Annotated in this window: 17 protein-coding genes; 9 read left to right on the forward strand and 8 right to left on the reverse strand. The window is 31.2% G+C overall.

The window, feature by feature from the left end; all coding sequences use genetic code 11:
* Positions 1–86 precede the first annotated feature (86 nt).
* A complete protein-coding gene (locus tag ABY298_RS07570) occupies positions 87–866 on the forward strand; it encodes a polysaccharide biosynthesis/export family protein (protein ID WP_372745414.1) in 780 nt (259 codons plus the stop codon).
* A gap of 8 nt (positions 867–874) precedes the next feature.
* A complete protein-coding gene (locus tag ABY298_RS07575) occupies positions 875–3247 on the forward strand; it encodes a GumC family protein (RefSeq protein ID WP_372745415.1) in 2373 nt (790 codons plus the stop codon).
* Positions 3248–3439: 192 nt separating this feature from the next.
* Here the strand turns inward: ABY298_RS07575 and ABY298_RS07580 are convergent, their stop codons facing one another.
* The 8 genes from ABY298_RS07580 to ABY298_RS07615 form a co-directional block, all read right to left on the reverse strand.
* Positions 3440–4180: a tyrosine-protein phosphatase gene (locus tag ABY298_RS07580; protein ID WP_372745416.1), complete on the reverse strand. Its 741-nt coding sequence runs from the start codon at positions 4178–4180 to the stop codon at positions 3440–3442.
* A gap of 113 nt (positions 4181–4293) precedes the next feature.
* Positions 4294–5685 (reverse strand): capsule assembly Wzi family protein, encoded by a 1392-nt coding sequence (locus ABY298_RS07585; RefSeq protein ID WP_372745417.1) that lies wholly within the window; start codon positions 5683–5685, stop codon positions 4294–4296.
* A gap of 234 nt (positions 5686–5919) precedes the next feature.
* A complete protein-coding gene (gene galE / locus ABY298_RS07590) occupies positions 5920–6924 on the reverse strand; it encodes a UDP-glucose 4-epimerase GalE (protein WP_372745419.1) in 1005 nt (334 codons plus the stop codon).
* A gap of 9 nt (positions 6925–6933) precedes the next feature.
* Positions 6934–8067, reverse strand: a complete 1134-nt coding sequence (locus ABY298_RS07595; protein ID WP_372745420.1) for a DegT/DnrJ/EryC1/StrS family aminotransferase — start codon at positions 8065–8067, stop codon at positions 6934–6936.
* An 86-nt stretch (positions 8068–8153) separates the two neighbouring features.
* A complete protein-coding gene (gene cysM, locus ABY298_RS07600) occupies positions 8154–9041 on the reverse strand; it encodes a cysteine synthase CysM (protein ID WP_372745421.1) in 888 nt (295 codons plus the stop codon).
* Between the two features lie 2 nt (positions 9042–9043).
* Positions 9044–9829 carry a serine O-acetyltransferase gene (locus tag ABY298_RS07605; RefSeq protein WP_372745422.1) on the reverse strand — a complete coding sequence of 262 codons (786 nt, stop codon included), beginning with the start codon at positions 9827–9829 and terminating at the stop codon, positions 9044–9046.
* Between the two features lie 208 nt (positions 9830–10037).
* Positions 10038–11153 carry a 3-isopropylmalate dehydrogenase gene (gene leuB / locus ABY298_RS07610; protein WP_372745423.1) on the reverse strand — a complete coding sequence of 372 codons (1116 nt, stop codon included), beginning with the start codon at positions 11151–11153 and terminating at the stop codon, positions 10038–10040.
* Positions 11154–11353: 200 nt separating this feature from the next.
* Positions 11354–12529 carry a 2-isopropylmalate synthase gene (locus tag ABY298_RS07615; protein ID WP_372745424.1) on the reverse strand — a complete coding sequence of 392 codons (1176 nt, stop codon included), beginning with the start codon at positions 12527–12529 and terminating at the stop codon, positions 11354–11356.
* Between the two features lie 150 nt (positions 12530–12679).
* On the opposite strand from ABY298_RS07615, the gene ABY298_RS07620 reads away from it, so the two are divergent.
* The 7 genes from ABY298_RS07620 to ABY298_RS07650 all read left to right on the forward strand — a co-directional run bounded on the left by ABY298_RS07620 (position 12680) and on the right by ABY298_RS07650 (position 21189).
* Positions 12680–14224, forward strand: coding sequence for a hypothetical protein (locus ABY298_RS07620; protein WP_372745425.1), 1545 nt, complete (start codon positions 12680–12682; stop codon positions 14222–14224).
* A gap of 667 nt (positions 14225–14891) precedes the next feature.
* Positions 14892–15038, forward strand: coding sequence for a hypothetical protein (locus tag ABY298_RS07625; RefSeq protein ID WP_372745426.1), 147 nt, complete (start codon positions 14892–14894; stop codon positions 15036–15038).
* Between the two features lie 4 nt (positions 15039–15042).
* Complete coding sequence (gene ilvB / locus ABY298_RS07630) at positions 15043–16776, forward strand: biosynthetic-type acetolactate synthase large subunit (RefSeq protein WP_372745427.1); 1734 nt, start codon at positions 15043–15045, stop codon at positions 16774–16776.
* A gap of 1 nt (position 16777) precedes the next feature.
* Positions 16778–17299, forward strand: a complete 522-nt coding sequence (gene ilvN / locus ABY298_RS07635) for an acetolactate synthase small subunit (protein WP_372745428.1) — start codon at positions 16778–16780, stop codon at positions 17297–17299.
* Between the two features lie 91 nt (positions 17300–17390).
* On the forward strand, positions 17391–18863 hold the full coding sequence (gene ilvC, locus ABY298_RS07640) for a ketol-acid reductoisomerase (protein ID WP_372745429.1): 1473 nt from the start codon (positions 17391–17393) through the stop codon (positions 18861–18863).
* A 23-nt stretch (positions 18864–18886) separates the two neighbouring features.
* Positions 18887–20149, forward strand: a complete 1263-nt coding sequence (gene ilvA / locus ABY298_RS07645) for a threonine ammonia-lyase IlvA (RefSeq protein ID WP_372745430.1) — start codon at positions 18887–18889, stop codon at positions 20147–20149.
* A gap of 422 nt (positions 20150–20571) precedes the next feature.
* A complete protein-coding gene (locus ABY298_RS07650) occupies positions 20572–21189 on the forward strand; it encodes a GNAT family N-acetyltransferase (RefSeq protein ID WP_372745431.1) in 618 nt (205 codons plus the stop codon).
* Positions 21190–21238 lie beyond the last annotated feature (49 nt).

Consider the following 21238-nt stretch of genomic DNA (forward strand, 5'->3'; position numbering starts at 1 on the left):
GAAAAAAAGTTACGTAAAAATTGTAAAATAAAGGAAAATAGTAGGAATGGCTAAATTTTAGAAAGGTAAGCCTAAAAATGTAAAAAATGAATTGTATAAAAAGAAAAAGTCCAGTTTTTGTGAGTTGTTTGTTGTTGGTAGTGTTACTAACAACATCATGTGTATCAAATAAGAAAATGTTATATTTTCAGGATGTAGAAGGTGTTGAAACAAGTTCAAAATTGGTGAGTTTTGAACCTAAAATTCAACAAGGAGATTTCCTTAGTGTAAATGTTTCGGCAATAGATGCAGAGGCGGCAATTCCATTTAATTTATACGAAACACCAGTAATAGGAACTTACACTACGAATTTAAAAACCTTAGATTATTTAGTAGATACGGATGGGAATATTAATTTTCCTGTATTAGGAACTACAAAGGTTGAAGGTTTAACCACCAAAGAATTTTCTAAAAATTTAGCTGAAAAATTAGGGAGTTACATTAAAAATCCAATTGTAAACGTACGTATAACTAATTTTAAAGTAACCGTATTAGGGGAGGTTGTAAAGCCAGGAACGTATCCTGTAACCAATGAGCGAATTTCTATTATAGAAGCTATTGGTATGGCTGGAGATTTAACCATTCAAGGAAAAAGAACTACCGTAAGTTTAATAAGAGAAGTACAAGGGGAACGTAAATTTGTAACAATTGATTTAACCAATAAACAGCTTTTTAATTCGCCTTATTACTATTTAGCACAAAATGATGTTATTTATGTAGAGCCGAACAAAACAAAGGTTAATTCATCGGCGGTTGGATCAAATGCAAGCTTAATTTTATCCTCAATTTCTACCTTAATATCTCTTATAGCCATTCTTACAAACTAAAAAATATTATGCAAGAAGAAAATAATCAATTACCAAATATTCAGTTTCAAGACGAATCTATTAATATTCGACAAGAAGTTGAAAAATATGCCTACTATTGGAAATGGTTTGTATTAGGGGCTTTTGTTTCGTTAGTAGTTGCGTATGTATATTTACGGTATACACCCAATCAATATGAAGTTTCTACAACAATATTAATTAATGACGAAGATAGTGGCGGTTTAGCCTCTGAATTATCTGCTTTTCAGGATTTAGGGCTGTTTAGTGGTTCAAAAGGTTCTTCTATTGAAAATGAAATAGAATTGTTAAAATCCAGATCCTTAATTGAGCGTGTGGTTAAAGATGTTGGAATTAATGTTTCTTATTTTAAAAAAGGACGTGTAAGAACTTCTGAAATCTTTAAAAATGAAGTGCCTGTAAAACTGAATGTATTTACAAAGGATTCGTTGTTTTATGCTGCTGATACGTCATTTACGATTGTTTTTGGTGCTGCTTCAAAATTTAAACTGCTAGATAGCGAAGGAAACAAAGTTGCTGAACATAGCTTTGGTGAAAATATTAAAACAAATTTCGGAGAAATTACCATTACTCCGTTGGCTGATGTTTCAAAAATTAAAGACAATGAACTACAAGTTGTTATTACGCCAATTAAAAAGGTAGTGGATAATTTAAAATCGGCTATACAAGTTCAACCGGTAAATAAAAATGCAAGTGTGTTGCAACTGAGTTTAAAGAGCGAATTGAAAACGAAAGCACAGGCCATTTTAGATAATTTAGTTTATCAGTACAATAAAGATGCGGTTGAAGATAAAAGTATGATTGCAAAAAATACCAATGTGTTTATTAATAAACGATTGGATATTATTTCAGAAGACTTGTCGGATGTTGATAAAGGTGTTGAGAAATTTAAAACATCGAATAATTTAACGGATATTACTTCAGAAGCGACACTTATATTAGGAACAAATGCCGATATTGAGAAGAAAATAGTAGACTTAAATACGCAAATTCGTTTGGTGGATTATGTAAACGAATATGTTACTCAAAATTCAGAAGAACTGATTCCTGCAAATTTAGGGTTGCCTGATGAATCTATCAGTTCAACTACAGAGCGTTATAACGAGTTGCTGTTAGAAAGAAACAGAATTTTAAAGAGTTCTAGTAAGTTAAATCCTGTTATTATAAATTTGAATGATCAAATTGCAGGAGTACGCAATAGCATTGCAAAAAGTTTGGTGAATTTAAAGAACACATTAAAAATTTCTTTAAATGATGTTCAAAAACAAGAGTCTAGGATTAATTCTAAAATTACCGCTGTTCCGCGTCAAGAAAGAGAATACAGAGATATACAACGTCAACAGCAAATTATTGAGACCTTGTATTTGTATTTATTGCAAAAACGTGAGGAAAATGCGATTACCTTAGCAGTTACACAACCGAATGCTAAAATAATAGACAAGGCTTATGGAAGTGATATTCCCGTAGCGCCTAAACGTAAAATTGTGTATTTGGCAGCGCTTTTATTAGGTATTATACTACCGTTTGCGGTAATTTACTTAAAACTTTTATTAAATAATAAAGTACAATCGCGTAAAGATATTGAAGCTGCGTTGCAAGCACCTATTTTAGGTGATATTCCTAGAACTAGAAATCTTAAAAAATTAGTGGTTTCAGATCAAGATAGAAGCGGTATAGCAGAGGCATTTAGATTAGTGCGAACCAATATTAACTTTATGTTTTCTAAAGTTCAAACAAAATCTAAAACTATCTTTTTAACTTCAACTATTAGTGGAGAAGGAAAAACATTTATTGCTATAAATTTAGCATCGGTATTAGCATTAACTTCAAAAAAAGTACTGTTAGTTGGTGCGGATATTAGAAGTCCTAAAATTATTAGCTATTTAAATTTTGAAAGTAATTTAGGGTTAACACATTTTTTAAGAGATTCAAAATTGGCGGTTCCAGATGTGATTGAGAATGTAAAAGAGTATAATTTTGATATGATTCATTCAGGAATTATTCCTCCAAATCCAGCTGAACTTTTAATGAATGGTAGGTTTGATGAGGTAATGGAGTATGCCAAAAATAACTACGATTATATTATTGTTGATACCGCTCCAATTAATTTGGTAACAGATACCTTATTGATTAGTGATTATGCCGACTTGTTTATTTATGTAATTAGAGCCAACCATTTAGACAAGCGTTTATTAGAAGTGCCAAAAATGTTGTACAATGAAAAACGTTTGAATAATATGTCGATATTAGTAAACGATGTAGATTCTGATAAAGGGTATGGCTATGGGTACGGTTATGGCTATGGAGATGATGATAAAAAACCATTTACAAAGAAAAGTTTCAAAGATTTCTTTAAAAGATAAAATTTGTTGAAAAGAATAAAAAGAGGTTGTTTTAAAAGTGTTGTAATATAGTTTGAGAAGCTATTCAATAATGCATTAAATGAATACTAAAAACATACCATATAAAGCTGAAACAATGCTGAAAGTTAATATGGTAGTTTGTAGAAAATTTTAGTTTTAAAACAACCTCCTTTTTTAAGATAATGATGCTATTTAAATAAATAGCTTATTATTTTCTAAAACGTGCTGTACAAGTTTATGTAGTTTAGAATTTTTAGTAATTTCTTCTAAGGTTGCTAAATGTTTTTGATGATGTGCATCACTACTTGCTACATCAATCATATTTTTCTTTAGCAATTCAATAGCTATTTTGTTTACTTCTTTCCCATAATAAGAGCTTAAAGACAATAGATTTAGCTGAAACAAGCAACCCGCATCTTTTAGTTTTTGATACTCATTAAAAGTTGAATGTAAAAATTTATAGCGTTCAGGATGTGCTAAAATAGGTTGGTAGCCTGCAATTTGAATATCAAAAAGCATTTCGTATAAATTAATAGGAGGATTTAAATACGACATTTCTACCAAAATATAATTGTCTTTTATAGGTAAAATATCTTTGTTCTCTAACAATTGTTGAAAGTTTTGATCTAGCATATACTCAGCAGCAAAACGAACAGAAAGATGTTTTAAATTGGAATTTTTTAAATGCTGCTCTAATTCGGAAAATTGACTGCTTATTTTTTGAGATGAATTTTCCCAAACACTTTCCATTACGTGGGGTGTGCACACAAAGTTTTGAATACCCAATTCATTCATTTTTTGCAATAAGGCAATAGATTCTTCTACACTTTTTGCACCATCATCAATCCCAGGAATAATATGAGAATGGATATCGATATAATTTTCAGGAAAAAAAGGACTGCTTTTTTTCTTTTTTTTAAAATAATGAAGCATGAAGTCTCAATTTCAAAAGTTAATGCAATTTTAATTTTTTTAATCTTTTTACAAAGTTAACTTTTTTATATTGATGTGTAGTGGAAATTACAGAATAGAATTAGAGAGTGTTTTTAAAATACGCCACGTTTGGTTAATTTTAAAAAGCCACCCAAGTTAGAAGGTCTGTAAGTACCAGTATCAAAAGCAGTTCCGATAGTAATATCTATAGGGAATTGATTTATTTTTGGCAATCCGAACTCTAAAAAGCCTGAAAACTGAGTTGGTTTTGGTTGGTATTCTGCATTAAACCACCCAAAATAGGTGGTATGACTCAACATTAATTTATAAGGAAGTTGTTGAATAGTACCTTTCATACCAATATTAAAAGCCATAAAACGATTGTCAATAATACCATGACTAATACCATCGTCATCTAAAGGTGTTGGGGTAAAGTAAGGCGAACCAATAGTGTTTCCAAAATAAGTCCAACCTGAGTTGTAAGCTGGCCCGTTGTTAAAATAATTATCCATTCCTCTGCCACCATTTGCATCATCTGGAGCGTTAGATCCACTCATATGTTTGGTGTAGGTAAATTCTGTAAGCATATGAGATATAAATGCTTTGGGTTGTTTAAAATCTATAAAAACGCCATATAAGCCATCTCGCCAGTTTTGTAATTCTCTCCCAGATCCATCTTCAAATATATGTGAATAGTAGAAATTCCAGTTGGTTTTTTCTCCTGAGTAATTCAGTTGTAGCAAGTAATTGCCTAAATGATTCCCAAGAACATTAATTTCTTCATTACCCAAGGCGTCGTGACCTCCTGAACTTCCAGTGACAATTCGTAGGTAATCTTTAAAGCTAGAAGGTTGTTTTCCTGTAATAGAAGAAGTTCCGCCCCATTGCACATAGTGATTGATACCCGTGATTAATTCTAATGTTGGGTTTAGTTTGTATTTTAAATACAAACTTTTAGCATGCAATCTGGCATCGGTAACAATACGGTTATCAGTAAACATATAATCGCTATAATTTCCTTTAAAAGTCAACCAATTTTTTGCAAAGGGAAGTTGGGTATAGTTGGGTATAGATACATTGTAGCCTGGTAATGATCGTGCGTTTGTAGACATTACTATATTTCCGTTAGAGGAGGATAGCCCTTCCCATAGAAGGTTAGGATGTTTAACTCCTAAATCTAATTGAAAAATAGCGTACTGAGCACTTGCATAAAGCTCATCAACAATACTATTGTTTTTAGCTTCTTTTAATGCTATAAAACTTGCCTTGTAAGAAGTTTTGAAAGCAGTATCTTTTGTGTTGAAATCTGAAAAAACACCCAGTTTTGCAGCTATATGGTGATCGTTAGAAACTGCTCCAAATTGATTGGCATAGAGCCAAAATGGTAGTGTACTCTTGGTTGCTGTTGCGCCATTTAATTCTACAGAATAAGATATGGGATTATTTTGCGCATTGATTGAACTATTTAAAAAGCAAAAAAAGAGGAACGCTAAAAGTTTTTTCATACGGAGCATATATTTTTTACAAATGTAACTAAATTTTGAATTAAGTATTTTTTAAGTTACCTGCGGATGAAAATGAAATGTAAAGTATAAAAAAAAAGCTATTTAAAATGAATTTAACGTCATTCTGAACTTGTTTCAGAATCTTACCAATTCGTTTAAAGTTATTTTAAAAACTAAAACGCTTGGTTGACTGTATTCTTTTTAAATAGCTTTTTTTATAAGCTAAAGTACTTATTACAATGTTTCCTGCCATTTCCAGGCAGAAAGTAGTGCTTCATCTAAAGATAATTCGGTTTTCCAACCCAATTCAGTGTTTGCAAAGTTAGTATCTGCGTAGGCAGCAGTAACATCTCCTGGTCTTTTATCAACCAGTTTATAGTTTACTTTTTTACCAGTAACACGTTCAAAAGTGTGGATAACTTCTAAAACAGAATTTCCATTACCAGTACCTAAATTAAAAACTTCATATTGTAATTTGTTTTTATTTTCAATTAAACGTTTTAATGCTACAATATGTGCTTTTGCAATATCAACCACGTGAATATAATCACGAACCGCCGTTCCGTCTGGCGTATTATAATCGCTTCCAAAAACAGAAAGTTCTTTTCTAATTCCAGCAGCAGTTTGCACTACATACGGAATTAAATTTTGTGGTACCCCAATAGGTAATTCACCAATTTTTGCTGATGGATGTGCGCCAATTGGATTAAAATAACGCAGTGCAATGGCTTTTAAATCAGTTACTTTTGTGATATCTTTTATGATTTCTTCGCCAATTTGCTTGGTATTTCCGTATGGAGATTCTGCAGGCTTAATAGGTGCATTCTCGGTAATTGGTAATTCATCAGCTTGTCCGTAAACGGTACAAGAAGAGCTGAATATAAAATTATTTAAATTATTGGCTTTCATTTCTTGTAAAATGTACACCAAAGAATGAATATTATTTTCGTAGTAGTCTAACGGTATTTGTACACTTTCACCTACCGCTTTTGATGCGGCAAAATGGATTACTCCATCTACTTTATGTTGTTCAAAAAATAATTTTACAGCTAATTTATCTTTTAAATCAATAGTATGATATTCAGGTTTAATACCAGTAATTGATGTAATGTTATCTAAAACATCAATACTTGAGTTCGATAAATTATCAATAATAATTACCTCAAATCCTTCGTTTTGTAATTCAACAACGGTATGTGAGCCAATAAAACCAAGGCCACCAGTTACTAATACTTTCATACTATTTTTTTATTTATTTATAAATTCAATGACTTTAGAAGTAATAAATGCTATTTGATCATCTTCCAATTCTGTATGCATTGGCAATGAAATAACTTCTTTAATTAATTGATTAGTTACAGGAAAATCAGCTTCATTATAACGTTCATCGGCATATGCTTTTTGACTGTGTAATGGAATTGGATAATACACGCCACAAGGAATTCCGTTTTCGTTTAAAAATGCAGCCAATTGATCTCTATCCACATTCAATACTTTTAAGGTATATTGATGAAATACGTGATCTACACATTCATCATAAATTGCAGGAGTTACTATGTTTTTTTGACCAGCAAATGCAGCGTTGTATTTTTTAGCAGCTTCTTGTCTGGCTTTATTGTAATCATCTAAATGTGCTAGTTTTGTACTTAAAACAGCAGCCTGAATACTGTCTAATCTTGAGTTTACACCAACCACATCGTGGTGATAACGAACATACATTCCGTGGTTTACAATTCCTCTAATTTTGTGTGCTAATTCATCATCATTGGTAAAAATTGCACCACCATCACCATAACATCCTAAGTTTTTTGAAGGGAAGAATGATGTTGAAGCAGCGTGACCAATAGCGCCTACTTTCTTTTTACTTCCATCGCTAAAAGTATATTCAGCACCAATTGCTTGTGCATTATCTTCAATTACAAACAAGTTATGTTCTTTAGCTAAATCCATAATAGCTTCCATATTTGCGGGTCTTCCAAATAAATGAACAGGAACAATAGCTTTTGTTTTTGGAGTAATTGCTTTTTTTATGGCTTCTATAGAAATGTTGAAATCAACAGGATCAACATCAACTAAAACGGGAGTTAAGTGCAATAAGGCAATAACTTCAACAGTTGCAGCAAAGGTAAAATCGGCAGTAATAACTTCGTCACCAGGTTTTAAATCTAACCCCATCATTGCTATTTGCAATGCGTCGGTTCCATTTGCACAAGGAATAACGTGTTTTACGCCTAAATAGTTTTCTAATTCTTTTTGGAAATTATGGACTTCCGGACCGTTTATAAATGTAGCTGACTTTAAAACTTCAGAAATTCGAGCATCAACTGTATTTTGGATTTTTGCATATTGACTTTGTAGGTCAACCATTTGAATTTTTTTCATGTGTAGGTAATATGAATTCTAACTAACAAATTTACAATAAAACCAACTGGAATCCAATGATAAATAACGATAACTACTACAACGTTTTATTCAAATAAATTAGATGATAAGTAGCGATCTCCTCGGTCGCAAATAATAGCAACTATTACTCCTTTATCTATTGTTTCTGCTAATTTTAGAGCTGCAGCAACTGCGCCTCCACTGCTCATTCCTGCAAAAACACCTTCTTGTTTTGCTAGTTTTTTCGTCATTATTCTGGCTTCTTCTTCGCTAACTTCTAGTATTTGATCCACCTTTTTTGCATTAAAAATTTTTGGTAAATACGCTGGTGACCATTTTCTTATTCCGGGAATTTTTGAATTATCTGTAGGTTGAGCTCCAATAATTTGAATGTTTTTATTTTGCTCTTTTAAATAGGTTGAAGTACCCATAATGGTTCCTGTAGTTCCCATTGCCGAAACAAAATGGGTGATTTTTCCGTGCGTATCTCTCCAAATTTCAGGCCCTGTTGTTTTATAATGTGCTTTCCAATTATCATTATTTGCAAATTGGTTTAACATTACATACCCTTTTTCTTTAACTTGGGTATCAGCATATTCACGCGCACCTTCAATACCAACGGAAGTTGGAGTTAATGTTACTTTTGCGCCATAAGCTTCCATAGTTTGTATGCGCTCTTTGGTAGAGTTTTCTGGCATTACCAATTCAATTTGAATACCAAATTGTTGCGCAATCATAGCTAATGCAATGCCCGTATTTCCACTGGTAGCTTCAATTAAATAATCACCTTTTTTAATTTCTTTGCGTTCTAATGCCGAAGCAATCATATTATACGCAGCTCGGTCTTTTACACTTCCTCCAGGGTTGTTTCCTTCTAACTTAAGAAATAACGATACACCTTCTTTTACTAAAATATGTTGCGCCTTTATTAAGGGAGTATTTCCTATAAAATCGAATAATGTGCGCTCTTGCATGCTTATAATTTTGTTTTTAATTTAATTTCTGCTTTGTGATAGACCATAGAATTTTTTGGAATAGATTCTGTAATCCATACGTTACCACCAATAATTGTATTTTCTCCTATAACGGTATCGCCGCCCAAAATAGTAGCGTTTGCATAAATGGTTACATTGTTTTCTACCGTAGGATGACGTTTGGTGTTTTTTAAACTTTTTTCTACTTGCAGAGCTCCTAAAGTTACACCTTGGTAAATTTTAACATGGTCTTTTATTAAACATGTTTCACCAATTACAGTTCCTGTAGCGTGGTCAATAAAAAAAGATTTTCCAATGGTTGCCCCTGGGTGAATATCTGTACCTGTTTTACTGTGTGCATACTCACTCATTAACCTTGGAATTACAGGTGTGTTTAATTTAAAAAGTTCATGACTAAATCTGTAAATAGCAATGGCATAAAAGCCAGGATATGCTAAATAAACTTCTTCAATATTATTAGAAGCGGGATCGTTATTTACCAGCTCTTGCGCATCTAGGTTTAAATTTTCTAAAATTTCAGGAAGTTTTAGTAAAAATTTACTCCAGATTTCAGTACATTTTCCATCGTTTAAAATACAAGCTAAATTGTAAATTTCTTTAAAATCTATTTCTAATTGCTCTATGTTTTTGGCAACACAAGCATTGGCATCAAATAAAGTATGAAATAAGTTTGTGGTAAATGCTTCAGTTTTATCTTTTAAACTAAAATCTAAATGTGGCCTATTTTTATTTGCTATAATTTTTTGAATAATTGTTTCTTTCGTCATAATAATCACGTTCTAGTGTGTGAATAATTTACCATTTTTTTTTAACACTTTTAAAATATTTCTTTTAGATGTGTTATACAATTGTACAGAATGGTTGTAACAAAGCACGTTTGAAAAACTATTGTATGTGCTTAAGTGGGTAAAGCTACAAAAAAATAACACCCAAAAAATGTATGTTTTTGAGTGTTATTTTAAATTCTTGTTAAATTTAAATAATGGTTGATTGTCCTAAATCTATATTATTTTTATTGTAAAATGTATTTTCATCATCTAAAATAAAGTCGCTTAAAAAGTTACCAACGCTGGTGGTAGAAAAATGATTTTTAGAATTTAAATCGGGAGTTGAAATGTTTAATTCTATAGATTTTTGTACCGCAGTTCTAATATCATCAGCTTCATCATGCAACGAAAAATGATCTAATAGCATAGCGGCAGATAAAACCGATGCTAGTGGATTGGCAATATTTTTTCCTTTTGCTTCTGGATACGATCCGTGAATAGGTTCAAATAAAGCTGTTTTTTCTCCAATGGAAGCAGAAGCTAATAAGCCAATAGAACCTGCAATTACGCTTGCTTCGTCTGATAAAATATCGCCAAATAAGTTTTCGGTTAAAATTACATCAAACTGTGTTGGCTTTAAAATAAGTTGCATTGCTGCATTATCAACAAATAAAAATTCTAATTTAATATCTGGATATTCTTGCCCAATTTCGGTTACTCTTTTTCTCCATAAACGAGAAGTTTCTAAAACATTGGCTTTGTCTACTAAAGTTAATTTTTTTCGTCTAACCTGTGCAGCTTTAAAAGCCAAATGTGCAATTCTATCAATTTCTGCTGCTGTATACGAGCAACTATCTGTAGCGCTTAAACCATCTTCGCTTAACGAGTGTTCTCCAAAATAAATACCGCTGGTTAATTCTCTGTAAATTACAAAGTCTGTACCTTTAATTACATCCTTTTTTAAGGTGGATTTATGCATTAAAAACGGATAGGTAGTTAACGGGCGGATATTTGCAAAAAGCCCTAAACTTTTTCGTAGTTTTAATAAACCTTGTTCAGGTCTTATAAGTGCGTTTGGATCGTTATCATATTTAGGATGACCAATAGCGCCAAATAAAACAGCATCAGCATCTTTGCATATTTGCAAGGTTTCATCAGGAAGTGGATTTCCTGTTTTATCTATAGCCACAGCACCTACATCGGCTTTATCAAATTTAAAAGTATGGCCATATTTTTCTGCAATGGCATCTAATACTTTTACAGCTTGTTGGGTAACTTCTGGACCAATTCCATCACCAGAAAGTAAAGCGATTTTCAAATTCATTCTTTAATATTTTCAAAAATACAACTACAAATATACTATTAAACTACCAACTAATTTAGTTGGTATGAAATTTAAAGTTAAGCACTTTTTTTGGAAGTAACAATTTTAAATTGTTTGGTAACATTTATAGTTGCTATATTCCTTAAAAAATGCTTTTATTAAATGATAGTTTAAATTTTGATATTTAAAAAAACACGAATTTAAATGGCTATTTTAGATTTAGAAATGTGGTTTAACTCCATTAAATGATGAATATCCTGATCATTTACCTCTTTGTGATGATCGGCAAATTTTAAAAATTGAGGATAAATATCATCTAACTGAATTTTGGTTAATTCGTAGCCAATGTTTTTAGCTCTGTAAGCTAAAGCAGCACGACCACTTCTGGCGGTTAATACAATAGATGATTCTGTGACACCTACATCAGCCGGATCAATAATTTCGTACGTTTCTCTGTTTTTTATAACACCATCTTGGTGAATTCCAGAACTATGCGCAAATGCATTTTCACCAATAATTGCCTTGTTTGGCTGTACAATCATTCCCATACTTTGTTGTACTAACTGACTAGTACTGTATAGTAATTTGGTGTTAATGTTGGTATCTAAGTTTAAGTAAGGATGTTGTTTTAAAATCATAACAACTTCTTCTAGCGCAGTATTTCCTGCACGTTCTCCAATTCCGTTAATAGTACATTCAATTTGACGTGCGCCATTTTGAACACCTGCAATAGCATTGGCAGTTGCTAAACCTAAATCGTTGTGGCAATGACATGATAAAATTACATTGTCAATTCCCTTTACGTTTTCCTTTAAATATTTAATTTTTGCACCATATTCATCAGGTAAACAATACCCAGTTGTATCAGGAATGTTTAACACAGTTGCACCGGCTTTAATAACTCTTTCTAATACTCTTGCCAAGTAAGCGTTATCTGTTCTTCCGGCATCTTCTGCATAAAATTCCACATCTTCAACAAAGGTTTTTGCATAGGCAACAGCTTCAAAAGCTCTTTCTATTATTTTATCTTGTGTTGAATTGAATTTATGTAGTATATGACTTTCCGAAGTTCCAATTCCTGTATGAATTCTTGGTCTTTTTGCATATTTTAAAGCATCGGCAGCAACTTCAATATCTTTTCTATTCGCTCTGGTAAGCCCACAAACAGTGGCATTTTTAACGATTTTAGAAATTTTTTCTACGGATGTAAAATCACCTGGACTAGAAATAGGAAAACCTGCCTCAATTACGTCAACGCCAAGCGTATCTAATCGTTCCGCAATCACCAATTTTTGTTCTGTATTTAGTTTACAACCTGGCACTTGCTCACCGTCTCTTAAGGTTGTGTCAAAAATTTGGACTTTATTTTTACTCATTTCTGATTTTTTTTTGCACATTTGAAGTACCAAAAATAGAGGGAAAGTATTATTGATTTTACAACTTATTTTTATTGTTTACTATATTCAAATGAATAAAAAATTTTGTAAATTGTTGATAATCAATAATAAAAAAATAATCTAGTTACAATGGCTATTGATCAAAAAGATGCGCTTTTTTCACTTGTAAAATCACTTTCTAAATCAGAAAAGAGACAGTTTAAGTTATATGTGGGCCGTTTAGGAGGTAATGCAGATGCTAATTTTATGTCGCTTTTTAATTTATTAGATAAAGTGGCATCGTACGATGATGAGCTTATTCTGAAAAAAACAAATATTAAAAAGCAACAAATATCAAATACCAAAGCACATTTATATAAGCAAATATTGGTGAGTTTGCGTTTTAATCCGGTACACCATAATATAAGAGCTCAAATTAGAGAACAATTTGATTTTGCTGCAATTTTATATAATAAAGGCTTGTATAAACAAAGCTTAAAAATTTTGGATAAAGCCAAAGAATTGGCATTATCAAATGAAGAAAATAATTTAGCCTATGAAATTGTAGAGTTTGAAAAAGTAATTGAGTCGCAATACATTACCCGAAGTATGAGTAATAGGGCTGATGAACTTTCTGAACAAGCAAAAAAATTGAGCTTAAAAAATGTTAGAACTAGCAAGTTGTCTAATTTATCATTGCAATTATATAGTTTATTGTTAAAGGAAGGATATGCCAAAGATGATGCCGATATTAATAAGGTAAATACCTATTTTGAAAAGCGATTGCCAAAAATTGTTTATTCTGAATTAGGTTTTAAAGAGAAACTGTTTTTATACAAAGCCTATTTGTGGCATAGTTTAATTATGCAAGATTTCCTATCAAGTTATAAATACTCGCAAAAATGGGTAGATTTATTTGAGGAGAAACCTGAAATGAAAATGCATAATCCGGTGTTTTATTTAAAAGGCGCCAATTATTTGTTAGAGTCGTTGTTTTTAAGCAAACACATTACCAAGTTTAACAGTGTGTTAAATACTTTAAGTAACGATGTTAAAACAGAAAAAATAGCAATTAATGAAAACACCAAAACCTTACTGTTTTTATACTATAACCAAAACAAATTAAATCTTCATTTTTTAGAAGGTAAATTTACCGAAGGCTTGCCTTTTGTGAGTAAATTACTGCTTAAACTAGAAAAATATGCAAACCATATAGATGAGCATCATATTATGGTGTTTTACTATAAAATAGCTTGTATGTATTTTGGTGCTGGTAAAAATGAAGATTGTATTTTTTATTTAGAGAAAATTATAAGTAATAAAGATTTAAAAATGCGTGAAGACTTATTGTGTTACACACGCGTTTTAAATTTGGTAGCACATTATGAAGCTGGAATAGATTATAATATTGAAAAGTTAATTGTATCTACCTATAAGTTTTTATTAAAAATGAATGATTTGCACCAAGTTCAGCGAAAAATGATTTTGTTTTTGAAGAATTTAAGTAATATTTATCCGCAAGATTTAAAAAAGGAATTTATTAAATTACATAGCGAATTGCTTGTATTTGAAAACCATCCTTACGAGAAAAGATCGTTTTTGTATTTAGATATTTTATCATGGTTAGAAAGTAAAATTAACAATGTAACGGTAGAATCTGTTATTCAAAAGAAAGCAAAAAAATCATTAAAATAAAAATGTGTTTTTTAGGTGATTTCTTAAATTAATTTCACATATTTGTCTTTATATATAATGAAAAATTCAATTACACATTTAATTTATTTTCAAGTATTAGTAGTTAGTTACTGCGTACTTTAGGATTGAATTTTAATGTAAATAATAAAAACCTTCCTAAATTTAGGAAGGTTTTTTTGTGTAAAAAAAGTATGTTAAGAGTAAAATCAATACTTGTAATTTTAAAAGTAGTCATTATTAGTTTACTAATATGTTGATATAGTTGTTGAATTGTATACATTTAAAACCGGTAGCAACTAAAATTTGATACAGGTTTTTTTTATGCAATTATCATTGTAAAAAAAAAGAATGTAACTGACTAAAAAACAATTGAATACGTAAAATAAACGACATATGAATATTGTAAAAAAATCAATATAAAAATCAGAAAAATAAATGTCTACTATAAATTTGTACCTTATTGTAAAAAAAGTAGTAAAAAATAAGTTGTTTTAAATATAATTCAACATTTTTAACAAAGTAGTAGCAAAAACGCAATTAAATAACAATTGAAAAAAGTTGCTGAATATCAAATGTAAGTTGTTGCATGTGTAATGTTGTATGGAGTAGGAGAATTTGGTAACGATATAAAAAACCTTAAATAGGTATTGCAATAAAAAATAAAACAATGAATGTAAAAGGGTTTGTAACCGCATTAACTAAAAGAAAAGTGAAACGGAAAACTACTACGCTTAAATGTTCAAAAGAAATTTTATATAAATACGCTAAAACCGTTTCTCCAGCTTCTGAAGGTTGTGTAACGGATAAATTTTAATTTTATGGAGACATTAAAAAAAGAAAAGCAAGACGAAACATCTACAAAGGCTGTTAAAATTTCAGGTGCCGAAGCAGTAATTAGATGTTTGTTAGAAGAAGGTTCAGAATTAGCTTATGGATATCCGGGCGGAGCAATTATGCCTGTGTATGATGAAATATATAAATATCGCGATAAATTTCATCACGTATTAACACGTCATGAGCAAGGCGCAATACACGCAGCTCAAGGGTTTTCACGTGTTACAGGAAAGCCAGGCATTGTGTTTGCAACTTCAGGGCCTGGTGCTACAAATTTAGTTACAGGAATTGCAGATGCTCAAATAGATTCAACGCCGTTGGTTTGTATAACAGGGCAAGTAGCGTCTCATTTATTGGGTTCTGATGCTTTTCAGGAAACAGATATTATTGGTATATCAACGCCAGTAACCAAATGGAATTATCAAATTACAGATGCAAGTGAAATTCCAGAGATAATGGCAAAAGCATTTTACATTGCAAAATCAGGTCGTCCAGGTCCTGTGTTAATAGATATTACAAAAGATGCGCAGTTTGGAGAGTTAGATTATTCGTATAAAAAGTGTCAAAAAATTAGAAGTTATAGAGCAACGCCTAAACTTGATATTGAAAAAATAAAGGATGCTGCAAAAATTATTAATGAAGCAAAAAAACCATTTGTGGTTTGGGGACAAGGTGTAATTATTGGTGGTGCAGAACAAGAGTTTAAAAACTTTATTGAAAAAACAGATATTCCATCTGCATCAACAGTTTTAGGACTTTCGGCTTTAGAAACCAATCATCCATTAAATGTTGGAATGGTTGGTATGCACGGAAATTATGCGCCAAATGTTTTAACCAATTCATGCGATGTTTTAATTGCTATTGGAATGCGTTTTGATGATCGTGTTACCGGAAATTTAAAAACCTATGCAAAACAAGCCAAGGTAATTCATTTTGAAATTGATCCATCTGAAGTTGATAAAAATGTAAAAACCGATGTTGCTGTATTAGGAAACGTAAAAGAAACCTTGGTAGAGGTTATGCAATATGTGCATAAAAAAAATCATAAAGATTGGATGACGGAATTTGATAAATTATATCAAATTGAAAAAGATAAGGTAATTAATGATCAGTTAAACCCAACAAAACCTGGTTTAACAATGGGTGAAGTATTGGGTGGTATTAACAAAGAAACAAACGGAGATGCTGTAATTGTTTCTGATGTTGGTCAACATCAAATGTTTGCGTGTCGCTATGCCGATTTTATTAAAACAAGAAGTAGCGTAACATCTGGAGGTTTAGGAACAATGGGATTTGCCTTGCCAGCTGCAATTGGAGCAAAAATGGGTGTGCCAGATCGTGAAGTTGTTGCTATTATTGGTGATGGTGGTTATCAAATGACTTGTAATGAGTTAGGAACCATTCTTCAAACAAAAGCAGCTGTAAAAATTGTAGTATTAAACAATAGTTATTTAGGAATGGTACGTCAATGGCAAGAGTTGTTTTTTGATAAACGTTACGCATCTACTGAAATGGTAAGTCCAGATTTTGTGAAATTAGCTGGTGCCTATGATATTGAAGCGCAAAGAGTTTCAAAACGAGAAGATTTAGCCGATGCAATTAAAACTATGATTGCTTCAAAAGACGCATATTTTTTAGAAGTTGTTATAGAGCAAGAAGATAATGTGTTTCCAATGATACCAACAGGAGCAAGTGTTTCAGATATAAGATTAAGTTAAAATGGAAGAAATTAAAAATTTTACATTTTCAGTATATACTGAAAATAACGTAGGAATATTAAATCGCCTTTCGGCAATATTTTTAAAACGTCATATAAATATTGAAAGTATGACTGTTTCAAAATCGGAAATTGAAAATGTTCATAGGTTTACTTTTGTAGTAAATATTTCTGAAATACAAGCTAGAAAAGTGGTGGGGCAATTAGAAAAACAAATAGAAGTTATAGGTGCATTTTATCATACAGAAGATGAAATAATTTATAACGAAACAGCTTTGTTTAAAATTTCTTCAGAACATTTATACAATGAAGATCTTCAGGAAAGAATGAAATTTAGAAGGGCGCATATTATTACTATATCAGAGCGTTTTTTTGTAATTGAAGCCTCAGGTTTAAAAGAAGATATTGATAATATGTACGATAAACTAAAGCCTTATGGTTTATTGCAATTTGTACGTTCTGGACGTATTGCAATTACAAAACCAAAAATGGCAATTTCCGAATTATTAAAGGAAATGGCTTAGCAAAATAAAATTAACAAGTTGAAATATAAGGTTCAATAACAATTAAACAAATCAACAAAAATTAAACAGATTAACAAAAATAAAAGGAAAAATGGCAAATTATTTTAACACGCTTTCATTAAGAGATAAATTAGATCAATTAGGAAGATGTAGATTTATGGATTCATCAGAATTCAGTGAAGGTGTAGCAGCTTTAAAAGGAAAAAAAATTGTAGTAATTGGTTGTGGTGCCCAAGGTTTAAACCAAGGATTAAACATGAGAGATTCAGGTTTAGATGTGTCTTATACATTAAGAGCAGCTGCAATTGCTGAAAAAAGACAGTCTTTTATCAATGCAACTGAAAACAAATTTAAAGTAGGAACGTATGAAGAAATGATTCCAACAGCAGATTTGTTAATCAATTTAACACCAGACAAACAACACACAGCTGTAGTATCTGCAGTAATGCCTTTAATGAAAAAAGGAGCAACGCTTTCATATTCTCACGGATTTAATATTGTGGAAGAAGGAATGCAGATACGTAAAGATATTACGGTAATTATGGTTGCGCCTAAATCACCAGGTTCTGAAGTTCGTGAAGAATATAAAAGAGGATTTGGAGTGCCAACATTAATTGCAGTACACCCAGAAAACGATCCAGAAGGAAAAGGTTGGGATTATGCAAAAGCCTATGCAGTTGCAACTGGAGGTCATACAGCAGGAGTGTTAGAATCTTCATTTGTTGCTGAAGTAAAATCAGATTTAATGGGAGAACAAACTATTTTATGTGGATTGTTACAAACTGGATCTATTTTATGTTTCGATAAAATGGTGGCTGAAGGAGTAGATGCTGGTTACGCTTCTAAATTAATTCAATACGGTTGGGAAACAATTACTGAAGCCTTAAAATATGGTGGAATTACCAATATGATGGATAGATTGAACAACCCTGCAAAAATTGCAGCGTTCAATGCATCAGAAGAATTAAAAGATATTATGCGTCCGTTATTCCAAAAACATATGGATGATATTATGAGTGGTCATTTTTCTAAAACAATGATGGAAGATTGGGCAAATGATGATGTAAACTTATTAACTTGGAGAGCTGCAACAGGTGAAACTGCTTTTGAAAAAACGCCAGCTGCTGACGTAAAAATTACTGAACAAGAGTATTTTGATAATGGAGTTTTAATGGTAGCAATGGTAAAAGCTGGTGTAGAATTAGCTTTTGAAGCAATGACAGAATCAGGAATTATTGATGAATCTGCATATTACGAATCTTTACACGAAACACCATTAATTGCCAATACTATTGCACGTAGAAAATTATACGAAATGAACAGTGTAATTTCTGATACAGCAGAATATGGTTGTTATTTATTTGACCATGCGTGTAAGCCTTTAATTGCAGATTATGTTAAAAATGCACCAAGTAATTATGTTGGTAGACCTTTTAATGATGGTTCTAATGGCGTTGATAATAAAGAATTAATTGAAGTAAATGCGGTAATTAGAAATCATCCGGTGGAAGAAATTGGAGAGTTTTTAAGAGCGTCTATGACTGCAATGAAAAAAATAGTTTAAAAAAAAAGCACTAAATTGTATCAATGAATTTAGCTAATAAAAATAGTATTTCATTAGAAAAAATTTATAAAGCACAGCAAAATATCAAAGGAGTTGTTCAAACAACTCCTTTGGTTTTTATGAAAAATTTCTCAGACCGTTACCAAGCAAAAATTTACTTTAAAAGAGAAGATTTACAGGTTGTACGTTCGTATAAAATTAGAGGTGCATATAATAAAATTCAAGGATTAACAACAACAGAATTAGAAAACGGAATTGTGTGTGCCAGTGCTGGAAATCACGCGCAAGGAGTTGCTTTTGCCTGTAAAACTTTACAGGTTCACGGTATTATTTTTATGCCTGTAACAACACCACAGCAAAAAATTGGTCAGGTAAAAATGTTTGGTGGTGAATTTGTAGAAATTAAATTGGTTGGAGATAGTTTTGATGATAGTCAGAAAGCAGCAAATGAATTTTGTAAAGCGGAAAAAAGCACGTTTGTACATCCGTTTGACGATTTAGATGTAATTGCAGGACAAGGAACTATTGGAATTGAAATTTTAAACGATTCGAAAGAATCTATAGATTATTTGTTTTTACCAGTTGGAGGAGGCGGATTAGCTTCGGGTGTTGGTAGTGTTTTTAAAGCGTTAAGTCCGGATACTAAAATTATTGGAGTGGAACCAAAAGGAGCACCTTCTTTAACAACTTCCTTAGAAAAAGGAGAAAATAGTACCCTAAATGAAATTGATAAATTTGTTGATGGCGCTGCGGTAAAACGTATGGGAGATATCACATTCGAATTTTGTAAAGAAATATTACATAGTGTTGATTTAATTGATGAAGGTTTAATTTGTTCTACAATATTAAAAGTCTATAATGAAAACGCCTTGGTTGTAGAACCTGCAGGCGCCTTGTCAATTGCTGCTTTAGAAAATCATAAAGAGCAAATAAAAGGAAAAACGGTAGTTTGCATTGTAAGTGGAGGTAATAATGATATTACCCGAATGGAGGAAATGAAAGAACGTGCCTTGTTTTATGAAGGTTTAAAGCATTATTTTATTATCAAATTTCCGCAAAGAGCAGGTGCTTTAAAAGAATTTGTAGTAGATGTTTTAGGTCCTAATGATGATATTGCATATTTTGAATACACAAAAAAGCACAACCGAGATAAAGGTCCGGCTGTTGTAGGTATCGAATTAAAATCAAAAGAAAATTTTGAACCTTTAGTTACCAGAATGAAAGAAAAGGGTTTCTTAGGAGTGTATTTAAATGAAAAACCAGATTTATTTCAATATTTAATTTAGAACTTTAAGAAAGTTAAAAAACGTTATTTGTTAATTTTTAATAGTTTATACGGTGATTTTGTTAATTATTCAACATTTTAAAAATTGTATTATTTATTTATGTAATATTGTACCGATGAAAATTTATAGTTTAAATACAACTGTTTTAACACCCCCGCCTACTTTTAGGATGCGCCGCATTGTGCGTTAATATTTCGTATCCAAAAAAAAACAGTTTATTAATTTTCATTTTTTACCAATATTTTGTATCATTTTTATAACATAGTATTTAACATCAATTTTATAATTTTTTCAATAATTTTTATTGGGATAATTAGTTACTTATTACGCCCTATTGGGGCGTATTCTGTTTTAGACAATAATTTTGTCGTTAACAATTTAATTTATAAAAAATTTAATTTTCAATTTAATAAAATAAGCCAATGAAGGTTGTAATAGCTAACGAGTCGCATGTAAAATTTGCTCAATTAATTTGTGACACTATTGAAGAGTCTGCAAAAGTAAGAGGTACAGGTATTGCACAGCGAACGCCAGAATATATTACTAAAAAAATAGTGAATGGCAATGCAGTAATTGCAGTTCATGAGGGTCAATTTGCTGGTTTTTGCTACATAGAATTATGGGATAATTTAAAATTTGTAGTAAACTCAGGATTGATTGTGCACCCTGATTATAGAAATCAAGGGTTAGCAAAAAAAATAAAACAGAAAATTTTAGAGCATTCAAAAGAAAAATATCCAGAAGCTAAAATATTTGGAATTACTACTGGTTTAGCTGTAATGAAAATTAATTATGAGTTGGGATATCAACCAGTAACCTTTTCTGAATTAACGACTGATGAAGCCTTTTGGAATGGTTGCCAAACTTGTAAAAATTACGATATTTTAATGCGTACCAATAGAAAAATGTGTTTGTGTACCGGAATGTTGTACGATCCTAAACATGAAAAAAATGTTAAAAAGCACGAATACAATTCAAAGGTGTTAAGCAGATTAAAAAAAATTAAACAAGCATTATTCTTAAAAAAAGAAAAAAAATAATTAGTATGGATAAAGTTGTAGTTGCATATAGTGGAGGTTTAGACACATC

Origin of the sequence: Lutibacter sp. (assembly GCF_041596795.1) — a bacterium.
Lineage (GTDB): Bacteria > Bacteroidota > Bacteroidia > Flavobacteriales > Flavobacteriaceae > Lutibacter.

Coding starts and splice junctions, on each gene's coding strand:
- ABY298_RS07570 (WP_372745414.1), top strand. CDS start 87: ATGAATTGTATAAAAAGAAAAAGTCCAGTTTTTGTGAGTTGTTTGTTG.
- ABY298_RS07575 (WP_372745415.1), top strand. CDS start 875: ATGCAAGAAGAAAATAATCAATTACCAAATATTCAGTTTCAAGACGAA.
- ABY298_RS07580 (WP_372745416.1), bottom strand. CDS start 4,180: ATGCTTCATTATTTTAAAAAAAAGAAAAAAAGCAGTCCTTTTTTTCCT.
- ABY298_RS07585 (WP_372745417.1), bottom strand. CDS start 5,685: ATGAAAAAACTTTTAGCGTTCCTCTTTTTTTGCTTTTTAAATAGTTCA.
- galE (WP_372745419.1), bottom strand. CDS start 6,924: ATGAAAGTATTAGTAACTGGTGGCCTTGGTTTTATTGGCTCACATACC.
- ABY298_RS07595 (WP_372745420.1), bottom strand. CDS start 8,067: ATGAAAAAAATTCAAATGGTTGACCTACAAAGTCAATATGCAAAAATC.
- cysM (WP_372745421.1), bottom strand. CDS start 9,041: ATGCAAGAGCGCACATTATTCGATTTTATAGGAAATACTCCCTTAATA.
- ABY298_RS07605 (WP_372745422.1), bottom strand. CDS start 9,829: ATGACGAAAGAAACAATTATTCAAAAAATTATAGCAAATAAAAATAGG.
- leuB (WP_372745423.1), bottom strand. CDS start 11,153: ATGAATTTGAAAATCGCTTTACTTTCTGGTGATGGAATTGGTCCAGAA.
- ABY298_RS07615 (WP_372745424.1), bottom strand. CDS start 12,529: ATGAGTAAAAATAAAGTCCAAATTTTTGACACAACCTTAAGAGACGGT.
- ABY298_RS07620 (WP_372745425.1), top strand. CDS start 12,680: ATGGCTATTGATCAAAAAGATGCGCTTTTTTCACTTGTAAAATCACTT.
- ABY298_RS07625 (WP_372745426.1), top strand. CDS start 14,892: ATGAATGTAAAAGGGTTTGTAACCGCATTAACTAAAAGAAAAGTGAAA.
- ilvB (WP_372745427.1), top strand. CDS start 15,043: ATGGAGACATTAAAAAAAGAAAAGCAAGACGAAACATCTACAAAGGCT.
- ilvN (WP_372745428.1), top strand. CDS start 16,778: ATGGAAGAAATTAAAAATTTTACATTTTCAGTATATACTGAAAATAAC.
- ilvC (WP_372745429.1), top strand. CDS start 17,391: ATGGCAAATTATTTTAACACGCTTTCATTAAGAGATAAATTAGATCAA.
- ilvA (WP_372745430.1), top strand. CDS start 18,887: ATGAATTTAGCTAATAAAAATAGTATTTCATTAGAAAAAATTTATAAA.
- ABY298_RS07650 (WP_372745431.1), top strand. CDS start 20,572: ATGAAGGTTGTAATAGCTAACGAGTCGCATGTAAAATTTGCTCAATTA.